Genomic DNA, 15,052 nt, shown 5'->3' on the forward strand with positions numbered 1-15,052 from the left:
GCATTCGACCAGATCGATAACGCGCCGGAAGAAAAAGCTCGTGGTATCACCATCAACACTTCTCACGTTGAATATGACACCCCGACTCGCCACTACGCACACGTAGACTGCCCGGGCCACGCCGACTATGTTAAAAACATGATCACCGGTGCTGCGCAGATGGACGGCGCGATCCTGGTTGTTGCTGCGACTGACGGCCCGATGCCGCAGACTCGTGAGCACATCCTGCTGGGTCGTCAGGTAGGTGTTCCGTACATCATCGTGTTCCTGAATAAATGCGACATGGTTGATGACGAAGAGCTGCTGGAACTGGTAGAAATGGAAGTTCGTGAACTTCTGTCTCAGTACGATTTCCCGGGCGACGACACTCCGATCGTTCGTGGTTCTGCTCTGAAAGCGCTGGAAGGCGAAGCAGAGTGGGAAGCGAAAATCATCGAACTGGCTGGCTTCCTGGATTCTTACATCCCAGAACCAGAGCGTGCGATTGACAAGCCGTTCCTGCTGCCTATCGAAGACGTATTCTCCATCTCCGGTCGTGGTACCGTTGTTACCGGTCGTGTAGAGCGCGGTATCATCAAAGTTGGTGAAGAAGTTGAAATCGTTGGTATCAAAGAGACTGCTAAGTCTACCTGTACTGGCGTTGAAATGTTCCGCAAACTGCTGGACGAAGGCCGTGCTGGTGAGAACGTTGGTGTTCTGCTGCGTGGTATCAAGCGTGAAGAAATCGAACGTGGTCAGGTACTGGCTAAGCCGGGCTCTATCAAGCCGCACACCAAGTTTGAATCTGAAGTGTACATTCTGTCCAAAGACGAAGGCGGCCGTCATACTCCGTTCTTCAAAGGCTACCGTCCGCAGTTCTACTTCCGTACTACTGACGTGACTGGTACCATCGAACTGCCGGAAGGCGTAGAGATGGTAATGCCGGGCGACAACATCAAAATGGTTGTTACCCTGATCCACCCGATCGCGATGGACGACGGTCTGCGTTTCGCAATCCGTGAAGGCGGCCGTACTGTTGGTGCGGGCGTTGTTGCTAAAGTAATGAGCTAATTATTGATTAATTAGCTTTGAGCTTAAAAAGGGCGCTTCGGCGCCCTTTTTGCTACCTGCAATTTAGTCGTTGTCATATTTATTCGCATTTTTTATTCATTCTCCCGCTGCGTAAATCGCGTTGTGCTATTGCAATCATAACTATTCTCATTTACACTTTGCGCAGAAATTGAACGGGAGCGATCATGTACGTTTGTTTGTGTAATGCGATAAGTGATAAAAAAATACGTCAGGCTGTTCGCCAGTTTCATCCTCAGTCCTTTCAGCAATTACGTAAATTTATTCCTGTTGGAAATCAATGTGGTAAATGCATTCGTGCTGCCCGCGAGGTCATGCAGGATGAATTAACACAAATGCCAGAATTTAAAGAGATCGCCTAAGTCACACTCTTTTTTTTGACATCCCTGTAGCCCCATCTACGCTCTAAGAGTGGAAGCGGAGGGACTATAAAATGAAAGGTGATGTTAAAATCATAAATTATCTCAATAAACTATTGGGAAATGAGCTTGTCGCGATCAACCAGTATTTTCTCCATGCTCGTATGTTTAAAAACTGGGGACTGACTCGCCTCAATGATGTTGAGTACCATGAATCTATCGATGAGATGAAACACGCTGATAAATATATCGAGCGTATTTTATTCTTAGAAGGGATCCCGAACTTGCAGGATCTTGGCAAGTTGGGTATTGGCGAAGACGTTGAAGAGATGCTGCAATCCGATCTTCGACTCGAACTCGATGGTGCTAAAGACTTGCGTGAAGCCATTGCCTATGCCGATAGCGTTCATGATTATGTCAGCCGGGATATGATGATTGAGATCCTGACTGAAGAAGAAGGGCATATTGACTGGCTCGAAACCGAGCTGGACCTGATTGCAAAACTTGGCTTACAAAATTATCTGCAATCGCAAATTAAAGTCAGTGACTAACCGCCCAGTATCATACTTACCAGGCCAATAACAAAACCCGCAGCCGCCAGATATGGCCCAAATGGCAGCGGGTTTTTTAGTACCTGTTTCCCGTAACGGACGCAGGAAATCCCGGTGAGGCAACATGCCATACCCGCGGCAAGTAAAACCAAAAGTGGTAATGATTCCCAGCGATGCCATGCGCCTAGCGCGGCAAGAAATTTGACATCACCAAAGCCTAACCCTTCCTGTCGGCATATCAAACGATACCCCCAGTAGAACAAAGTAAATACCCCATAACCCGCTACAGCACCCCAGAGCGCGTCGGATAACTGTGCAGGTTTGCAGCATTGATGATAAATAAGACCGCCCCACAAAAGAGGGCAGGTAAATTTGTCGGGCAGCAACCCGGTACGTAGGTCGTGGACTAAGAGCAACCCTGATAGCGAAACATAAATCAACAGAAAGGGGAGGTCGATGTACATGGGCAAGCCTTATCTGGTAAAGAGTTTACCTTCAGGTAAACCCGGCGGCCCTACAAGCCCGGGATGTGGGTTATGGATGCTCTCTTCCACGGAAAACGCGTTGCACCGCAGGACATACAATCAGAGTGGAAGGAGCGCCGCATTTGTGAACGAGTGATTAATTTCTACGCGGCACTTGCTTAAGACTGAGATTTACGTATAATGCGCGGGCTTGTCTAATATTGACAGCGGTTCGATATGAGCCACCGGTACTGCGAAAGCAATACCAGACAATGTTCCCAATCGGGGAACTCTGTAAGAACGGTTACACTCTCCCATCAATCGTAATGGGTTTGAGGAGTAACTATTTCGTCTATAAAATAATTGGAGCTCTGGTCTCATGCAGAACCAAAGAATCCGTATCCGTTTGAAAGCGTTTGATCATCGTCTGATCGATCAATCAACCGCGGAAATCGTCGAGACTGCCAAGCGCACTGGTGCGCAGGTTCGTGGTCCGATCCCGCTGCCGACCCGCAAAGAGCGTTTCACCGTTCTGATCTCCCCGCACGTCAACAAAGACGCGCGTGATCAGTACGAGATCCGTACTCACAAGCGTCTGGTTGACATCGTTGAGCCAACTGAAAAAACCGTTGATGCTCTGATGCGTCTGGACCTGGCTGCCGGTGTAGACGTGCAGATCAGCCTGGGTTAATCAGGTCATCGAGCGATTGAGAGGTTGATACAATGATTGGTTTAGTCGGTAAAAAAGTGGGTATGACCCGCATCTTCACTGAAGATGGCGTATCTATCCCAGTAACCGTTATCGAAGTTGAAGCAAACCGCGTTACTCAGGTTAAAGATCTGGCTAACGATGGCTATCGCGCTGTTCAGGTTACCACCGGTGCTAAAAAAGCTAACCGCGTAACTAAGCCGGAAGCTGGCCACTTTGCTAAAGCTGGCGTAGAAGCTGGCCGCGGCCTGTGGGAGTTCCGTCTGGCAGATGGTGAAGAATACACCGTTGGTCAGAACATTAGCGTTGAACTGTTTGCTGACGTTAAAAAAGTTGACGTAACCGGTACCTCTAAAGGTAAAGGTTTCGCTGGTACCGTTAAGCGCTGGAACTTCCGTACCCAGGACGCTACTCACGGTAACTCCTTGTCTCACCGCGTTCCGGGTTCTATCGGTCAGAACCAGACTCCGGGCAAAGTGTTCAAAGGCAAGAAAATGGCAGGTCAGCTGGGCAACGAACGTGTAACCGTTCAGAGCCTGGACGTAGTACGTGTTGACGCTGAGCGCAACCTGCTGCTGGTTAAAGGTGGTGTTCCGGGTGCGACCGGTTGCGACCTGATCGTTAAACCAGCTGTGAAGGCGTAAGGGGATAGCAATGGAATTAGTATTGAAAGACGCGCAGAGCGCGCTGACTGTTTCCGAAACTACCTTCGGTCGTGATTTCAACGAAGCGCTGGTTCACCAGGTTGTTGTTGCTTATGCAGCTGGTGCTCGTCAGGGTACTCGTGCTCAGAAGACTCGTGCTGAAGTAACTGGTTCAGGCAAAAAGCCGTGGCGCCAGAAAGGTACCGGCCGTGCGCGTTCAGGTTCTATCAAGAGCCCGATCTGGCGTTCAGGTGGCGTGACCTTCGCTGCTCGTCCACAGGACCACAGTCAAAAAGTTAACAAAAAGATGTACCGCGGCGCGCTGAAAAGCATTCTGTCCGAACTGGTACGTCAGGATCGTCTGATCGTTGTCGAATCATTCTCTGTAGAAGCGCCTAAAACTAAGCTGCTGGCACAGAAACTGAAAGACATGGCTCTGGAAGATGTGCTGATCATCACCGGTGAGCTGGACGAAAACCTGTTCCTGGCTGCGCGCAACCTGCACAAGGTTGACGTACGCGATGCAACTGGTATCGACCCGGTTAGCCTGATCGCCTTCGACAAAGTCGTAATGACTGCTGATGCTGTTAAGCAAGTTGAGGAGATGCTGGCATGATTCGTGAAGAACGTCTGCTGAAAGTGCTGCGCGCACCGCACGTTTCTGAAAAAGCGTCTACTGCGATGGAAAAAACTAACACCATCGTTCTCAAAGTTGCTAAAGACGCGACCAAAGCAGAAATCAAAGCTGCTGTGCAGAAACTGTTTGAAGTCGAAGTCGAAGTCGTTAACACCCTGGTAGTTAAAGGGAAAGTTAAACGTCACGGACAGCGTATCGGTCGTCGTAGCGACTGGAAAAAAGCTTACGTCACCCTGAAGGAAGGCCAGAATCTGGACTTCGTCGGCGGCGCTGAGTAAGTCGGAGGAGTAATACAATGGCAGTTGTTAAATGTAAACCGACATCTCCGGGTCGTCGCCACGTTGTTAAAGTGGTCAACCCAGAGCTGCACAAGGGCAAACCTTTTGCTCCGCTGGTTGAAAAAAACAGCAAATCCGGTGGTCGTAACAACAATGGCCGCATCACCACTCGTCACATCGGTGGTGGTCACAAGCAGGCTTATCGTATTGTTGACTTCAAACGCAACAAAGACGGTATCCCGGCAGTTGTTGAACGTCTTGAGTACGATCCGAACCGCTCCGCGAACATCGCGCTGGTTCTGTACAAAGACGGTGAACGCCGTTACATCCTGGCCCCTAAAGGCCTGAAAGCTGGCGACCAGATTCAGTCTGGCGTTGATGCTGCAATCAAAGCAGGTAACACCCTGCCGATGCGCAATATCCCGGTTGGTTCTACCGTTCATAACGTAGAAATGAAACCAGGTAAAGGCGGTCAGCTGGCACGTTCCGCTGGTACTTACGTTCAGATCGTTGCTCGTGATGGTGCTTATGTCACCCTGCGTCTGCGTTCTGGTGAAATGCGTAAAGTCGAAGCAGACTGCCGTGCAACTCTGGGCGAAGTTGGCAATGCTGAGCATATGCTGCGCGTTCTGGGTAAAGCAGGTGCTGCACGCTGGCGTGGTGTTCGTCCTACCGTTCGCGGTACTGCGATGAACCCAGTCGACCACCCACATGGTGGTGGTGAAGGTCGTAACTTTGGTAAGCACCCGGTAACTCCGTGGGGCGTTCAGACCAAAGGTAAGAAGACCCGCAGCAACAAGCGTACTGATAAATTCATCGTACGTCGCCGTAGCAAATAATTTTAGAGGATAAGCCATGCCACGTTCTCTCAAGAAAGGTCCTTTTATTGACCTGCACTTGCTGAAGAAGGTAGAGAAAGCGGTGGAAAGCGGAGACAAGAAGCCCCTGCGCACTTGGTCCCGTCGTTCAACGATCTTTCCTAACATGATCGGTTTGACCATCGCTGTCCATAATGGTCGTCAGCACGTTCCGGTATTTGTTTCCGACGAAATGGTCGGTCACAAACTGGGTGAATTCGCACCGACTCGTACTTATCGCGGCCACGCTGCTGATAAAAAAGCGAAGAAGAAATAAGGTAGGAGGAAGAGATGGAAACTTTAGCTCAACATCGCCATGCTCGTTCTTCTGCTCAGAAGGTTCGCCTTGTTGCAGACCTGATTCGCGGTAAGAAAGTGTCGCAGGCTCTGGATATTCTGACCTACACCAATAAGAAAGCGGCTGTACTGGTTAAGAAAGTCCTGGAATCTGCCATTGCTAACGCTGAACACAACGATGGCGCTGACATTGACGATCTGAAAGTTACGAAAATTTTCGTAGACGAAGGCCCGAGCATGAAGCGCATTATGCCGCGTGCAAAAGGTCGTGCAGATCGCATCCTGAAGCGCACCAGCCACATTACTGTGGTTGTGTCCGATCGCTGAGACTCTGGAGACTAGCAATGGGTCAGAAAGTACATCCTAATGGTATTCGCCTGGGTATTGTAAAACCATGGAACTCAACCTGGTTTGCGAACACCAAAGAATTCGCTGACAACCTGGACAGCGATTTTAAAGTACGTCAGTACCTGACTAAGGAACTGGCTAAAGCGTCTGTATCTCGTATCGTTATCGAGCGTCCGGCTAAGAGCATCCGTGTGACCATTCACACCGCTCGCCCGGGTATCGTTATCGGTAAGAAAGGCGAAGACGTAGAAAAACTGCGCAAAGTCGTAGCGGATATTGCTGGCGTTCCTGCTCAGATCAATATCGCCGAAGTGCGTAAGCCTGAACTGGACGCAAAATTGGTTGCTGACAGCATCACTTCTCAGCTGGAACGTCGTGTTATGTTCCGTCGTGCTATGAAGCGTGCTGTACAGAACGCAATGCGTCTGGGCGCTAAAGGTATCAAAGTTGAAGTTAGCGGCCGTCTGGGCGGCGCGGAAATCGCACGTACCGAATGGTACCGCGAAGGTCGCGTACCTCTGCACACTCTGCGTGCTGACATCGACTACAACACCTCTGAAGCGCACACCACTTACGGTGTAATCGGCGTTAAAGTGTGGATCTTCAAAGGCGAGATCCTGGGTGGTATGGCTGCTGTTGAACAACCGGAAAAACCGGCTGCGCAACCTAAAAAGCAGCAGCGTAAAGGCCGTAAATAAGGAGCGTCGCTGATGTTACAACCAAAGCGTACAAAATTCCGTAAAATGCACAAAGGCCGTAACCGCGGTCTGGCTGCTGGCGCGGATGTTAGCTTCGGCAGCTTCGGTCTGAAAGCTGTTGGCCGTGGTCGTCTGACTGCCCGTCAGATCGAAGCAGCACGTCGTGCTATGACCCGTGCAGTTAAGCGTCAAGGTAAGATCTGGATCCGTGTATTCCCGGACAAACCGATCACTGAAAAGCCGCTGGCAGTGCGTATGGGTAAAGGTAAAGGTAACGTGGAGTATTGGGTTGCCTTGATTCAGCCGGGTAAAGTCCTGTATGAAATGGACGGCGTACCGGAAGAGCTGGCCCGTGAAGCATTCAAGCTGGCAGCAGCGAAACTGCCGATTAAAACCACCTTTGTAACTAAGACGGTGATGTAATGAAAGCAAAAGAGCTGCGTGAGAAGAGTGTTGAAGAGCTGAACACCGAGCTGCTGAATCTGCTGCGTGAGCAGTTCAACCTGCGTATGCAGGCTGCAAGTGGCCAGCTGCAACAGTCTCACCTGTTGAAGCAAGTGCGTCGTGACGTCGCACGCGTTAAGACTTTACTGACTGAGAAGGCGGGTGCGTAATGACCGATAAAATCCGTACTCTGCAAGGTCGCGTTGTTAGCGATAAAATGGAGAAATCCATCGTTGTTGCTATCGAACGTTTTGTGAAACACCCGATCTACGGTAAATTCATTAAGCGTACGACCAAACTGCACGTACATGACGAGAACAACGAATGCGGTACTGGTGACGTGGTTGAAATCCGCGAATGCCGTCCGCTGTCCAAGACTAAGTCCTGGACGCTGGTTCGCGTTGTAGAGAAAGCCGTTCTGTAATACAGTAGGCATTCTCAACGAATAAACGGCTCAGCGATGAGCCGTTTATTTTTTCTACCCATATCGTTGAAGCGGTGTTATAATGCCGCGCCCCCGATATGGGGCTTTTTTAACGACCTGATTTTCGGGTCTCAGTAGTAGTTGACATTAGCGGAGCACTAAAATGATCCAAGAACAGACTATGCTGAACGTCGCCGACAACTCCGGTGCACGTCGCGTAATGTGTATCAAGGTTCTGGGTGGCTCGCACCGTCGCTACGCAGGCGTCGGCGATATCATCAAGATCACCATCAAGGAAGCAATTCCGCGTGGTAAGGTCAAAAAAGGTGATGTGCTGAAGGCGGTAGTGGTGCGCACCAAGAAGGGTGTTCGTCGCCCGGACGGTTCTGTCATTCGCTTCGATGGTAATGCATGCGTTATTTTAAACAATAACAGCGAGCAACCTATCGGTACGCGTATTTTTGGGCCGGTAACTCGTGAACTTCGTAACGAGAAGTTCATGAAAATTATCTCTCTGGCACCAGAAGTACTCTAAGGAGCGAATCATGGCAGCGAAGATCCGTCGTGATGACGAAGTTATCGTGTTAACCGGTAAAGATAAAGGTAAACGCGGTAAAGTTAAGAATGTCCTGTCTTCCGGCAAGGTCATTGTTGAAGGTATCAACCTGGTTAAGAAACATCAGAAGCCGGTTCCGGCCCTGAACCAACCAGGCGGCATCGTAGAGAAAGAAGCAGCTATTCAGATCTCTAACCTTGCTATCTTCAACGCGGCAACCGGCAAGGCTGACCGTGTAGGCTTTAGATTCGAAGACGGCAAAAAAGTCCGTTTCTTCAAATCTAACAGCGAAACTATCAAGTAATTTGGAGTAGTACGATGGCGAAACTGCATGATTACTACAAAGACGAAGTAGTCGCTAAACTCATGACTGAGTTTAACTACAATTCTGTCATGCAAGTCCCTCGGGTCGAGAAGATCACCCTGAACATGGGTGTTGGTGAAGCGATCGCTGACAAGAAACTGCTGGATAACGCAGCAGCTGACCTGACAGCAATCTCCGGTCAAAAACCGCTGATCACCAAAGCACGCAAATCAGTTGCAGGCTTCAAAATCCGTCAGGGCTATCCGATCGGCTGTAAAGTAACTCTGCGTGGCGAACGCATGTGGGAGTTCTTTGAGCGCCTGATCACTATTGCTGTTCCACGTATCCGTGACTTCCGTGGCTTGTCCGCTAAGTCTTTCGACGGTCGTGGTAACTACAGCATGGGTGTCCGTGAGCAGATCATCTTCCCAGAAATCGACTACGATAAAGTCGACCGCGTGCGTGGTTTGGATATTACCATTACCACTACTGCGAAATCTGATGAAGAAGGCCGTGCTCTGCTGGCTGCCTTTGACTTCCCGTTCCGCAAGTAAGGTAGGGTTACTGAATGGCTAAGCAATCAATGAAAGCACGCGAAGTAAAGCGCGTAGCTTTAGCTGATAAGTACTTCGCAAAACGCGCTGAACTGAAAGCTATTATCTCTGATGTGAACGCGACCGACGAAGATCGTTGGAACGCAGTTCTCAAGCTGCAGTCTCTGCCGCGTGATTCCAGCCCGTCCCGTCAGCGTAACCGCTGCCGTCAAACAGGTCGTCCGCATGGCTATGTGGGCAAGTTCGGGTTGAGCCGTATCAAACTGCGTGAAGCCGCCATGCGCGGTGAAGTACCAGGCTTGAAAAAGGCTAGCTGGTAATTACCAATTGAATCACGGGAGTAAAGACAGATGAGCATGCAAGATCCGATCGCGGATATGCTGACCCGTATCCGTAACGGTCAGGCCGCGAATAAAGCTGCGGTCACCATGCCTTCCTCCAAGCTGAAAGTGGCAATTGCCAACGTGCTGAAGGAAGAAGGTTTTATTGAAGATTTTAAAGTTGAAGGCGACACCAAGCCGGAACTGGAACTTACTCTCAAGTATTTCCAGGGTAAAGCTGTTGTAGAAAGCATTCAGCGTGTCAGTCGCCCAGGTCTGCGCATTTATAAGCGTAAAGACGAGCTGCCGAAAGTTATGGCTGGCATGGGTATCGCAGTTGTTTCTACCTCTAAAGGTGTTATGACTGATCGTGCAGCGCGCCAGGCTGGTCTTGGTGGCGAAATTATCTGCTACGTAGCCTAATCGGAGGAAAAAATGTCTCGTGTTGCTAAAGCACCGGTCGTTATTCCTGCCGGCGTTGATGTAAAAATCAACGGTCAGGTTATTACGATCAAAGGTAAAAACGGCGAGCTGACTCGTACTCTCAACGATGCTGTTGCAGTAAATCATGCAGATAATGCACTGACCTTCGGTCCGCGTGATGGTTACGCAGATGGATGGGCTCAGGCTGGTACCGCGCGTGCCCTGCTGAATGCAATGGTTGTCGGTGTTACCGAAGGCTTCACTAAGAAGCTTCAGCTGGTTGGTGTAGGTTATCGTGCAGCGGTTAAAGGGAATGTAGTAAACCTGGCTTTAGGTTTCTCTCACCCAGTTGACCATCAGCTGCCTGCGGGAATCACTGCAGAATGTCCGTCTCAGACTGAAATCGTGCTGAAAGGCGCTGATAAACAGCTGATCGGTCAGGTTGCAGCAGATCTGCGCGCCTACCGTCGTCCTGAGCCTTATAAAGGCAAGGGTGTTCGTTACGCCGACGAAGTCGTGCGTACCAAAGAGGCTAAGAAGAAGTAAGGTAACACTATGGATAAGAAATCTGCTCGTATCCGTCGTGCGACCCGCGCACGCCGCAAGCTCCAGGAGCTGGGTGCAACTCGCCTGGTGGTACATCGTACCCCGCGTCATATTTACGCACAGGTAATTGCACCGAACGGTTCTGAAGTTCTGGTAGCTGCTTCTACTGTAGAAAAAGCTATCGCTGAACAATTGAAGTACACCGGTAACAAAGACGCTGCTGCAGCTGTAGGTAAAGCTGTTGCTGAACGCGCTCTGGAAAAAGGCATCAAAGATGTTTCTTTTGACCGTTCCGGGTTCCAATATCATGGTCGTGTCCAGGCACTGGCAGATGCTGCCCGTGAAGCTGGCCTTCAGTTCTAAGGTAGAGGTGTAAGATGGCTCACATCGAAAAACAAGCTGGCGAACTGCAGGAAAAGCTGATCGCGGTTAACCGCGTATCTAAAACCGTTAAAGGTGGTCGTATTTTCTCCTTCACAGCTCTGACTGTAGTTGGTGATGGTAACGGTCGCGTTGGTTTTGGTTACGGTAAAGCGCGTGAAGTTCCAGCAGCGATCCAGAAAGCGATGGAAAAAGCCCGTCGCAATATGATTAACGTCGCGCTGAACCACGGCACCCTGCAGCACCCGGTTAAGGGTACTCACACGGGTTCTCGTGTATTCATGCAGCCGGCTTCCGAAGGTACCGGTATCATCGCCGGTGGTGCAATGCGCGCCGTTCTGGAAGTCGCTGGAGTTCGTAACGTTCTGGCTAAAGCGTATGGTTCTACTAACCCGATTAACGTGGTTCGTGCAACTATCGATGGCCTGGAAAATATGAAATCTCCGGAAATGGTCGCTGCCAAGCGTGGTAAATCCGTTGAAGAAATTCTGGGGAAATAAACCATGGCAAAGACTATTAAAATTACTCAAACCCGCAGTGCAATCGGTCGTCTGCCGAAACACAAGGCAACGCTGCTTGGCCTGGGTCTGCGTCGTATTGGTCACACCGTAGAGCGCGAGGATACTCCTGCTGTTCGTGGTATGGTCAACGCGGTTTCCTTCATGGTTAAAGTTGAGGAGTAAGAGATGCGTTTAAATACTCTGTCTCCGGCCGAAGGCTCTAAAAAAGCGGCTCGCCGCCTGGGTCGTGGTATCGGTTCTGGCCTCGGTAAAACCGGTGGTCGTGGTCACAAAGGTCAGAAGTCTCGTTCTGGCGGTGGCGTACGTCGTGGTTTCGAGGGTGGTCAGATGCCTCTGTACCGTCGTCTGCCGAAATTCGGCTTCACTTCACGTAAAGCAGCGATTACAGCCGAAGTTCGTCTGTCTGACCTGGCTAAAGTTGAAGGCGGTGTTGTAGACCTGAACACGCTGAAAGCAGCTAACATTATCGGTATCCAGATCGAGTTCGCGAAAGTGATCTTGGCTGGTGAAGTCACTACTCCGGTAACTGTTCGTGGCCTGCGTGTTACTAAAGGCGCTCGTGCTGCTATCGAAGCTGCTGGCGGTAAAATCGAGGAATAAGTAGCAGATGGCTAAACAACCGGGATTAGATTTTCAAAGTGCCAAAGGTGGCTTAGGCGAGCTGAAACGCAGACTGCTGTTTGTAATCGGCGCGCTGATTGTGTTCCGTATTGGCTCTTTCATTCCGATCCCTGGTATTGATGCCGCTGTACTTGCCAAACTGCTTGAGCAACAGCGAGGCACCATCATTGAAATGTTTAACATGTTCTCTGGTGGTGCTCTCAGCCGTGCTTCTATCTTTGCTCTGGGGATCATGCCGTATATTTCGGCGTCGATCATTATCCAGCTGCTGACGGTGGTTCATCCAACGCTGGCAGAAATTAAGAAAGAAGGGGAGTCTGGTCGTCGTAAGATCAGCCAGTACACCCGCTACGGTACTCTGGTGCTGGCAATATTCCAGTCGATCGGTATTGCTACCGGTCTGCCGAATATGCCTGGTATGCAGGGCCTGGTGATGAACCCAGGCTTTGCATTCTATTTCACCGCTGTTGTAAGTCTGGTTACAGGGACGATGTTCCTGATGTGGTTGGGCGAACAGATTACTGAACGTGGTATCGGCAACGGTATCTCAATCATTATCTTCGCCGGTATTGTCGCGGGACTCCCGCCAGCCATTGCCCATACTATCGAGCAAGCGCGTCAAGGCGACCTGCACTTCCTCGTGTTGCTGTTGGTTGCAGTATTAGTATTCGCAGTGACGTTCTTTGTTGTATTTGTTGAGCGTGGTCAACGCCGTATTGTGGTAAACTACGCGAAACGTCAGCAAGGTCGTCGTGTCTATGCTGCACAGAGCACACATTTACCGCTGAAAGTGAATATGGCGGGGGTAATCCCGGCAATCTTCGCTTCCAGTATTATTCTGTTCCCGGCGACCATCGCGTCATGGTTCGGGGGCGGGACTGGTTGGAACTGGCTGACAACAATTTCGCTGTATTTGCAGCCTGGGCAACCGCTTTATGTGTTACTCTATGCGTCTGCAATCATATTCTTCTGTTTCTTCTACACGGCGTTGGTTTTCAACCCGCGTGAAACAGCAGATAACCTGAAGAAGTCCGGTGCATTTGTACCAGGAATTCGTCCGGGAGAGCAAACGGCGAAGTATATCGATAAAGTAATGACCCGCCTGACTTTGGTTGGTGCGCTCTACATTACCTTTATCTGCCTGATCCCGGAGTTCATGCGTGATGCAATGAAAGTACCGTTCTACTTCGGTGGGACCTCACTGCTTATCGTTGTTGTCGTGATTATGGACTTTATGGCTCAAGTGCAAACTCTGATGATGTCAAGTCAGTACGAGTCTGCATTGAAGAAGGCGAATCTGAAAGGCTACGGCCGTTAACAGTCGCCCGAGAAGTTACGGAGAGTAAAAATGAAAGTTCGTGCTTCCGTCAAGAAATTATGCCGTAACTGCAAAATCGTTAAGCGTGATGGTGTCATCCGTGTGATTTGCAGTGCCGAGCCGAAGCATAAACAGCGCCAAGGCTGATTTATTCGCATATTTTTCTTGCAAAGTTGGGTTGAGCTGGCTAGATTAGCCAGCCAATCTTTTGTATGTCTGTGCGTTTCCATTTGAGTATCCTGAAAACGGGCTTTTCAGCATGGTGCGTACATATTAAATAGTAGGAGTGCATAGTGGCCCGTATAGCAGGCATTAACATTCCTGATCAGAAACATGCTGTGATCGCATTAACTTCGATCTACGGCGTCGGCAAGACCCGTTCTAAAGCCATTCTGGCTGCCGCGGGTATCGCTGAAGATGTTAAGATCAGTGAGCTGTCTGAAGAACAAATCGACACGCTGCGTGACGAAGTTGCCAAATTTGTCGTTGAAGGTGATCTGCGCCGTGAAGTTAGCATGAGCATCAAGCGCCTTATGGATCTTGGTTGCTATCGCGGTTTGCGTCATCGTCGTGGTCTCCCGGTTCGCGGTCAGCGTACCAAGACCAACGCACGTACCCGTAAGGGTCCGCGCAAACCGATCAAGAAATAATCGGGGTGATTGAATAATGGCAAAGGCACCAATTCGTGCACGTAAACGTGTAAGAAAACAAGTCTCTGACGGCGTGGCTCATATCCATGCTTCTTTTAACAACACCATCGTTACCATTACTGATCGTCAGGGTAACGCACTGGGTTGGGCAACAGCCGGTGGTTCCGGTTTCCGTGGTTCTCGCAAATCCACTCCGTTTGCAGCTCAGGTTGCAGCAGAGCGTTGCGCTGAAGCCGTAAAAGAATACGGTATCAAGAATCTGGAAGTTATGGTCAAAGGACCGGGTCCAGGTCGCGAATCTACTGTTCGTGCTCTGAACGCCGCTGGTTTCCGCATCACTAATATTACTGATGTGACTCCGATCCCTCATAACGGTTGTCGTCCGCCGAAAAAACGTCGCGTATAACGCTGTCGTTTCTAGGATTGTTGGAGAAAGAAAATGGCAAGATATTTGGGTCCTAAGCTCAAGCTGAGCCGTCGTGAGGGCACTGACTTATTCCTTAAGTCTGGCGTTCGCGCGATCGATACCAAGTGTAAAATTGAACAAGCTCCTGGCCAGCACGGTGCGCGTAAACCGCGTCTGTCTGACTATGGTGTGCAGTTGCGTGAAAAGCAAAAAGTTCGCCGTATCTACGGTGTGCTGGAGCGTCAGTTCCGTAACTACTACAAAGAAGCAGCACGTCTGAAAGGCAACACCGGTGAAAACCTGTTGGGTCTGCTGGAAGGTCGTCTGGACAACGTTGTATACCGTATGGGCTTCGGTGCCACTCGTGCAGAAGCACGTCAGCTGGTCAGCCATAAAGCAATTATGGTAAACGGTCGTGTTGTTAACATCGCTTCTTATCAGGTTAGTCCGAATGACGTTGTTAGCATTCGTGAGAAAGCGAAGAAGCAGTCTCGCGTGAAAGCCGCTCTGGAGCTGGCTGAGCAGCGTGAAAAGCCAACCTGGCTGGAAGTTGATGCTGGCAAGATGGAAGGTACGTTCAAGCGTAAGCCGGAGCGTTCTGATCTGTCTGCGGACATTAACGAACACCTGATCGTCGAGCTTTACTCCAAGTAAAGCTTAGTACCAAAGAGAGG

The 15,052-nt window shown here is 50.1% G+C and carries 30 protein-coding genes; 29 read left to right on the forward strand and 1 reads right to left on the reverse strand.

What is annotated here, in order from left to right; all coding sequences use genetic code 11:
• The 3 genes from tuf to bfr all read left to right on the forward strand — a co-directional run.
• Positions 1-1,050, forward strand: a 1,050-nt coding sequence (gene tuf, locus OGY37_RS04765; protein ID WP_063942044.1) for an elongation factor Tu, incomplete at its 5' end; no start/stop codon positions are given.
• A gap of 185 nt (positions 1,051-1,235) precedes the next feature.
• The gene (bfd, locus tag OGY37_RS04770; protein WP_003031111.1) at positions 1,236-1,430 is read left to right on the forward strand and encodes a bacterioferritin-associated ferredoxin; all 195 of its coding nucleotides are present in this window, start codon (positions 1,236-1,238) and stop codon (positions 1,428-1,430) included.
• Positions 1,431-1,501: 71 nt separating this feature from the next.
• On the forward strand, positions 1,502-1,978 hold the full coding sequence (bfr, locus tag OGY37_RS04775; RefSeq protein WP_003827773.1) for a bacterioferritin: 477 nt from the start codon (positions 1,502-1,504) through the stop codon (positions 1,976-1,978).
• Here bfr and OGY37_RS04780 read toward each other — a convergent pair.
• Entirely contained in the window at positions 1,975-2,442 is a 468-nt protein-coding gene (locus OGY37_RS04780) for a prepilin peptidase (protein WP_286620263.1), read from the reverse strand. The genes bfr and OGY37_RS04780 overlap by 4 nt on opposite strands.
• Before the next feature lie 379 nt (positions 2,443-2,821).
• On the opposite strand from OGY37_RS04780, the gene rpsJ reads away from it, so the two are divergent.
• The 26 genes from rpsJ (at position 2,822) to rpsD (ending at position 15,032) form a co-directional block, all read left to right on the forward strand.
• Positions 2,822-3,133 carry a 30S ribosomal protein S10 gene (rpsJ, locus tag OGY37_RS04785; protein ID WP_001181005.1) on the forward strand — a complete coding sequence of 104 codons (312 nt, stop codon included), beginning with the start codon at positions 2,822-2,824 and terminating at the stop codon, positions 3,131-3,133.
• A 32-nt stretch (positions 3,134-3,165) separates the two neighbouring features.
• On the forward strand, positions 3,166-3,795 hold the full coding sequence (gene rplC / locus OGY37_RS04790) for a 50S ribosomal protein L3 (RefSeq protein ID WP_003031117.1): 630 nt from the start codon (positions 3,166-3,168) through the stop codon (positions 3,793-3,795).
• A 10-nt stretch (positions 3,796-3,805) separates the two neighbouring features.
• Positions 3,806-4,411 carry a 50S ribosomal protein L4 gene (gene rplD, locus OGY37_RS04795; protein ID WP_003031119.1) on the forward strand — a complete coding sequence of 202 codons (606 nt, stop codon included), beginning with the start codon at positions 3,806-3,808 and terminating at the stop codon, positions 4,409-4,411.
• Positions 4,408-4,710 (forward strand): 50S ribosomal protein L23, encoded by a 303-nt coding sequence (gene rplW, locus OGY37_RS04800; RefSeq protein ID WP_000617546.1) that lies wholly within the window; start codon positions 4,408-4,410, stop codon positions 4,708-4,710. Before rplD ends, rplW begins: the two co-directional genes overlap by 4 nt.
• 17 nt (positions 4,711-4,727) lie before the next feature.
• Positions 4,728-5,549, forward strand: coding sequence for a 50S ribosomal protein L2 (gene rplB, locus OGY37_RS04805; protein ID WP_000301869.1), 822 nt, complete (start codon positions 4,728-4,730; stop codon positions 5,547-5,549).
• A gap of 16 nt (positions 5,550-5,565) precedes the next feature.
• Positions 5,566-5,844 carry a 30S ribosomal protein S19 gene (gene rpsS / locus OGY37_RS04810; protein ID WP_001138115.1) on the forward strand — a complete coding sequence of 93 codons (279 nt, stop codon included), beginning with the start codon at positions 5,566-5,568 and terminating at the stop codon, positions 5,842-5,844.
• A 14-nt stretch (positions 5,845-5,858) separates the two neighbouring features.
• Positions 5,859-6,191 carry a 50S ribosomal protein L22 gene (gene rplV / locus OGY37_RS04815; protein ID WP_000448832.1) on the forward strand — a complete coding sequence of 111 codons (333 nt, stop codon included), beginning with the start codon at positions 5,859-5,861 and terminating at the stop codon, positions 6,189-6,191.
• 17 nt (positions 6,192-6,208) lie between these two features.
• Positions 6,209-6,910 (forward strand): 30S ribosomal protein S3, encoded by a 702-nt coding sequence (rpsC, locus tag OGY37_RS04820; RefSeq protein WP_000529945.1) that lies wholly within the window; start codon positions 6,209-6,211, stop codon positions 6,908-6,910.
• Between the two features lie 12 nt (positions 6,911-6,922).
• Entirely contained in the window at positions 6,923-7,333 is a 411-nt protein-coding gene (gene rplP, locus OGY37_RS04825) for a 50S ribosomal protein L16 (RefSeq protein WP_000941208.1), read from the forward strand.
• Positions 7,333-7,524 carry a 50S ribosomal protein L29 gene (gene rpmC / locus OGY37_RS04830; protein ID WP_000644742.1) on the forward strand — a complete coding sequence of 64 codons (192 nt, stop codon included), beginning with the start codon at positions 7,333-7,335 and terminating at the stop codon, positions 7,522-7,524. Before rplP ends, rpmC begins: the two co-directional genes overlap by 1 nt.
• Complete coding sequence (gene rpsQ / locus OGY37_RS04835) at positions 7,524-7,778, forward strand: 30S ribosomal protein S17 (RefSeq protein WP_003031120.1); 255 nt, start codon at positions 7,524-7,526, stop codon at positions 7,776-7,778. Before rpmC ends, rpsQ begins: the two co-directional genes overlap by 1 nt.
• Before the next feature lie 163 nt (positions 7,779-7,941).
• Positions 7,942-8,313: a 50S ribosomal protein L14 gene (rplN, locus tag OGY37_RS04840; protein ID WP_000613954.1), complete on the forward strand. Its 372-nt coding sequence runs from the start codon at positions 7,942-7,944 to the stop codon at positions 8,311-8,313.
• Positions 8,314-8,323: 10 nt separating this feature from the next.
• Positions 8,324-8,638, forward strand: coding sequence for a 50S ribosomal protein L24 (gene rplX, locus OGY37_RS04845; RefSeq protein ID WP_003031122.1), 315 nt, complete (start codon positions 8,324-8,326; stop codon positions 8,636-8,638).
• A 14-nt stretch (positions 8,639-8,652) separates the two neighbouring features.
• The gene (gene rplE, locus OGY37_RS04850) at positions 8,653-9,192 is read left to right on the forward strand and encodes a 50S ribosomal protein L5 (RefSeq protein ID WP_003031123.1); all 540 of its coding nucleotides are present in this window, start codon (positions 8,653-8,655) and stop codon (positions 9,190-9,192) included.
• A 14-nt stretch (positions 9,193-9,206) separates the two neighbouring features.
• Entirely contained in the window at positions 9,207-9,512 is a 306-nt protein-coding gene (gene rpsN, locus OGY37_RS04855; protein ID WP_003031125.1) for a 30S ribosomal protein S14, read from the forward strand.
• Positions 9,513-9,542: 30 nt separating this feature from the next.
• Positions 9,543-9,935, forward strand: a complete 393-nt coding sequence (gene rpsH / locus OGY37_RS04860) for a 30S ribosomal protein S8 (RefSeq protein ID WP_003031127.1) — start codon at positions 9,543-9,545, stop codon at positions 9,933-9,935.
• 12 nt (positions 9,936-9,947) lie between these two features.
• A complete protein-coding gene (gene rplF, locus OGY37_RS04865) occupies positions 9,948-10,481 on the forward strand; it encodes a 50S ribosomal protein L6 (protein ID WP_003031129.1) in 534 nt (177 codons plus the stop codon).
• A gap of 9 nt (positions 10,482-10,490) precedes the next feature.
• Positions 10,491-10,844 (forward strand): 50S ribosomal protein L18, encoded by a 354-nt coding sequence (gene rplR, locus OGY37_RS04870; RefSeq protein WP_000358960.1) that lies wholly within the window; start codon positions 10,491-10,493, stop codon positions 10,842-10,844.
• A gap of 14 nt (positions 10,845-10,858) precedes the next feature.
• Complete coding sequence (gene rpsE, locus OGY37_RS04875) at positions 10,859-11,362, forward strand: 30S ribosomal protein S5 (RefSeq protein ID WP_003031131.1); 504 nt, start codon at positions 10,859-10,861, stop codon at positions 11,360-11,362.
• A gap of 3 nt (positions 11,363-11,365) precedes the next feature.
• Positions 11,366-11,545, forward strand: a complete 180-nt coding sequence (rpmD, locus tag OGY37_RS04880) for a 50S ribosomal protein L30 (protein ID WP_001140434.1) — start codon at positions 11,366-11,368, stop codon at positions 11,543-11,545.
• Positions 11,546-11,548: 3 nt separating this feature from the next.
• On the forward strand, positions 11,549-11,983 hold the full coding sequence (rplO, locus tag OGY37_RS04885; RefSeq protein WP_003031132.1) for a 50S ribosomal protein L15: 435 nt from the start codon (positions 11,549-11,551) through the stop codon (positions 11,981-11,983).
• A 7-nt stretch (positions 11,984-11,990) separates the two neighbouring features.
• Positions 11,991-13,322 carry a preprotein translocase subunit SecY gene (gene secY, locus OGY37_RS04890; RefSeq protein WP_001118864.1) on the forward strand — a complete coding sequence of 444 codons (1,332 nt, stop codon included), beginning with the start codon at positions 11,991-11,993 and terminating at the stop codon, positions 13,320-13,322.
• A 30-nt stretch (positions 13,323-13,352) separates the two neighbouring features.
• Positions 13,353-13,469, forward strand: a complete 117-nt coding sequence (gene rpmJ / locus OGY37_RS04895; RefSeq protein WP_000868187.1) for a 50S ribosomal protein L36 — start codon at positions 13,353-13,355, stop codon at positions 13,467-13,469.
• Between the two features lie 146 nt (positions 13,470-13,615).
• Positions 13,616-13,972, forward strand: a complete 357-nt coding sequence (gene rpsM, locus OGY37_RS04900) for a 30S ribosomal protein S13 (protein ID WP_003031135.1) — start codon at positions 13,616-13,618, stop codon at positions 13,970-13,972.
• Between the two features lie 16 nt (positions 13,973-13,988).
• Entirely contained in the window at positions 13,989-14,378 is a 390-nt protein-coding gene (gene rpsK, locus OGY37_RS04905; RefSeq protein ID WP_003031137.1) for a 30S ribosomal protein S11, read from the forward strand.
• 33 nt (positions 14,379-14,411) lie between these two features.
• The gene (gene rpsD, locus OGY37_RS04910; RefSeq protein WP_003031138.1) at positions 14,412-15,032 is read left to right on the forward strand and encodes a 30S ribosomal protein S4; all 621 of its coding nucleotides are present in this window, start codon (positions 14,412-14,414) and stop codon (positions 15,030-15,032) included.
• Positions 15,033-15,052 lie beyond the last annotated feature (20 nt).

Origin of the sequence: Citrobacter sp. Cpo030 (genome assembly GCF_030333005.1) — a bacterium.
Classification (GTDB): Bacteria; Pseudomonadota; Gammaproteobacteria; order Enterobacterales; family Enterobacteriaceae; genus Citrobacter; species Citrobacter portucalensis.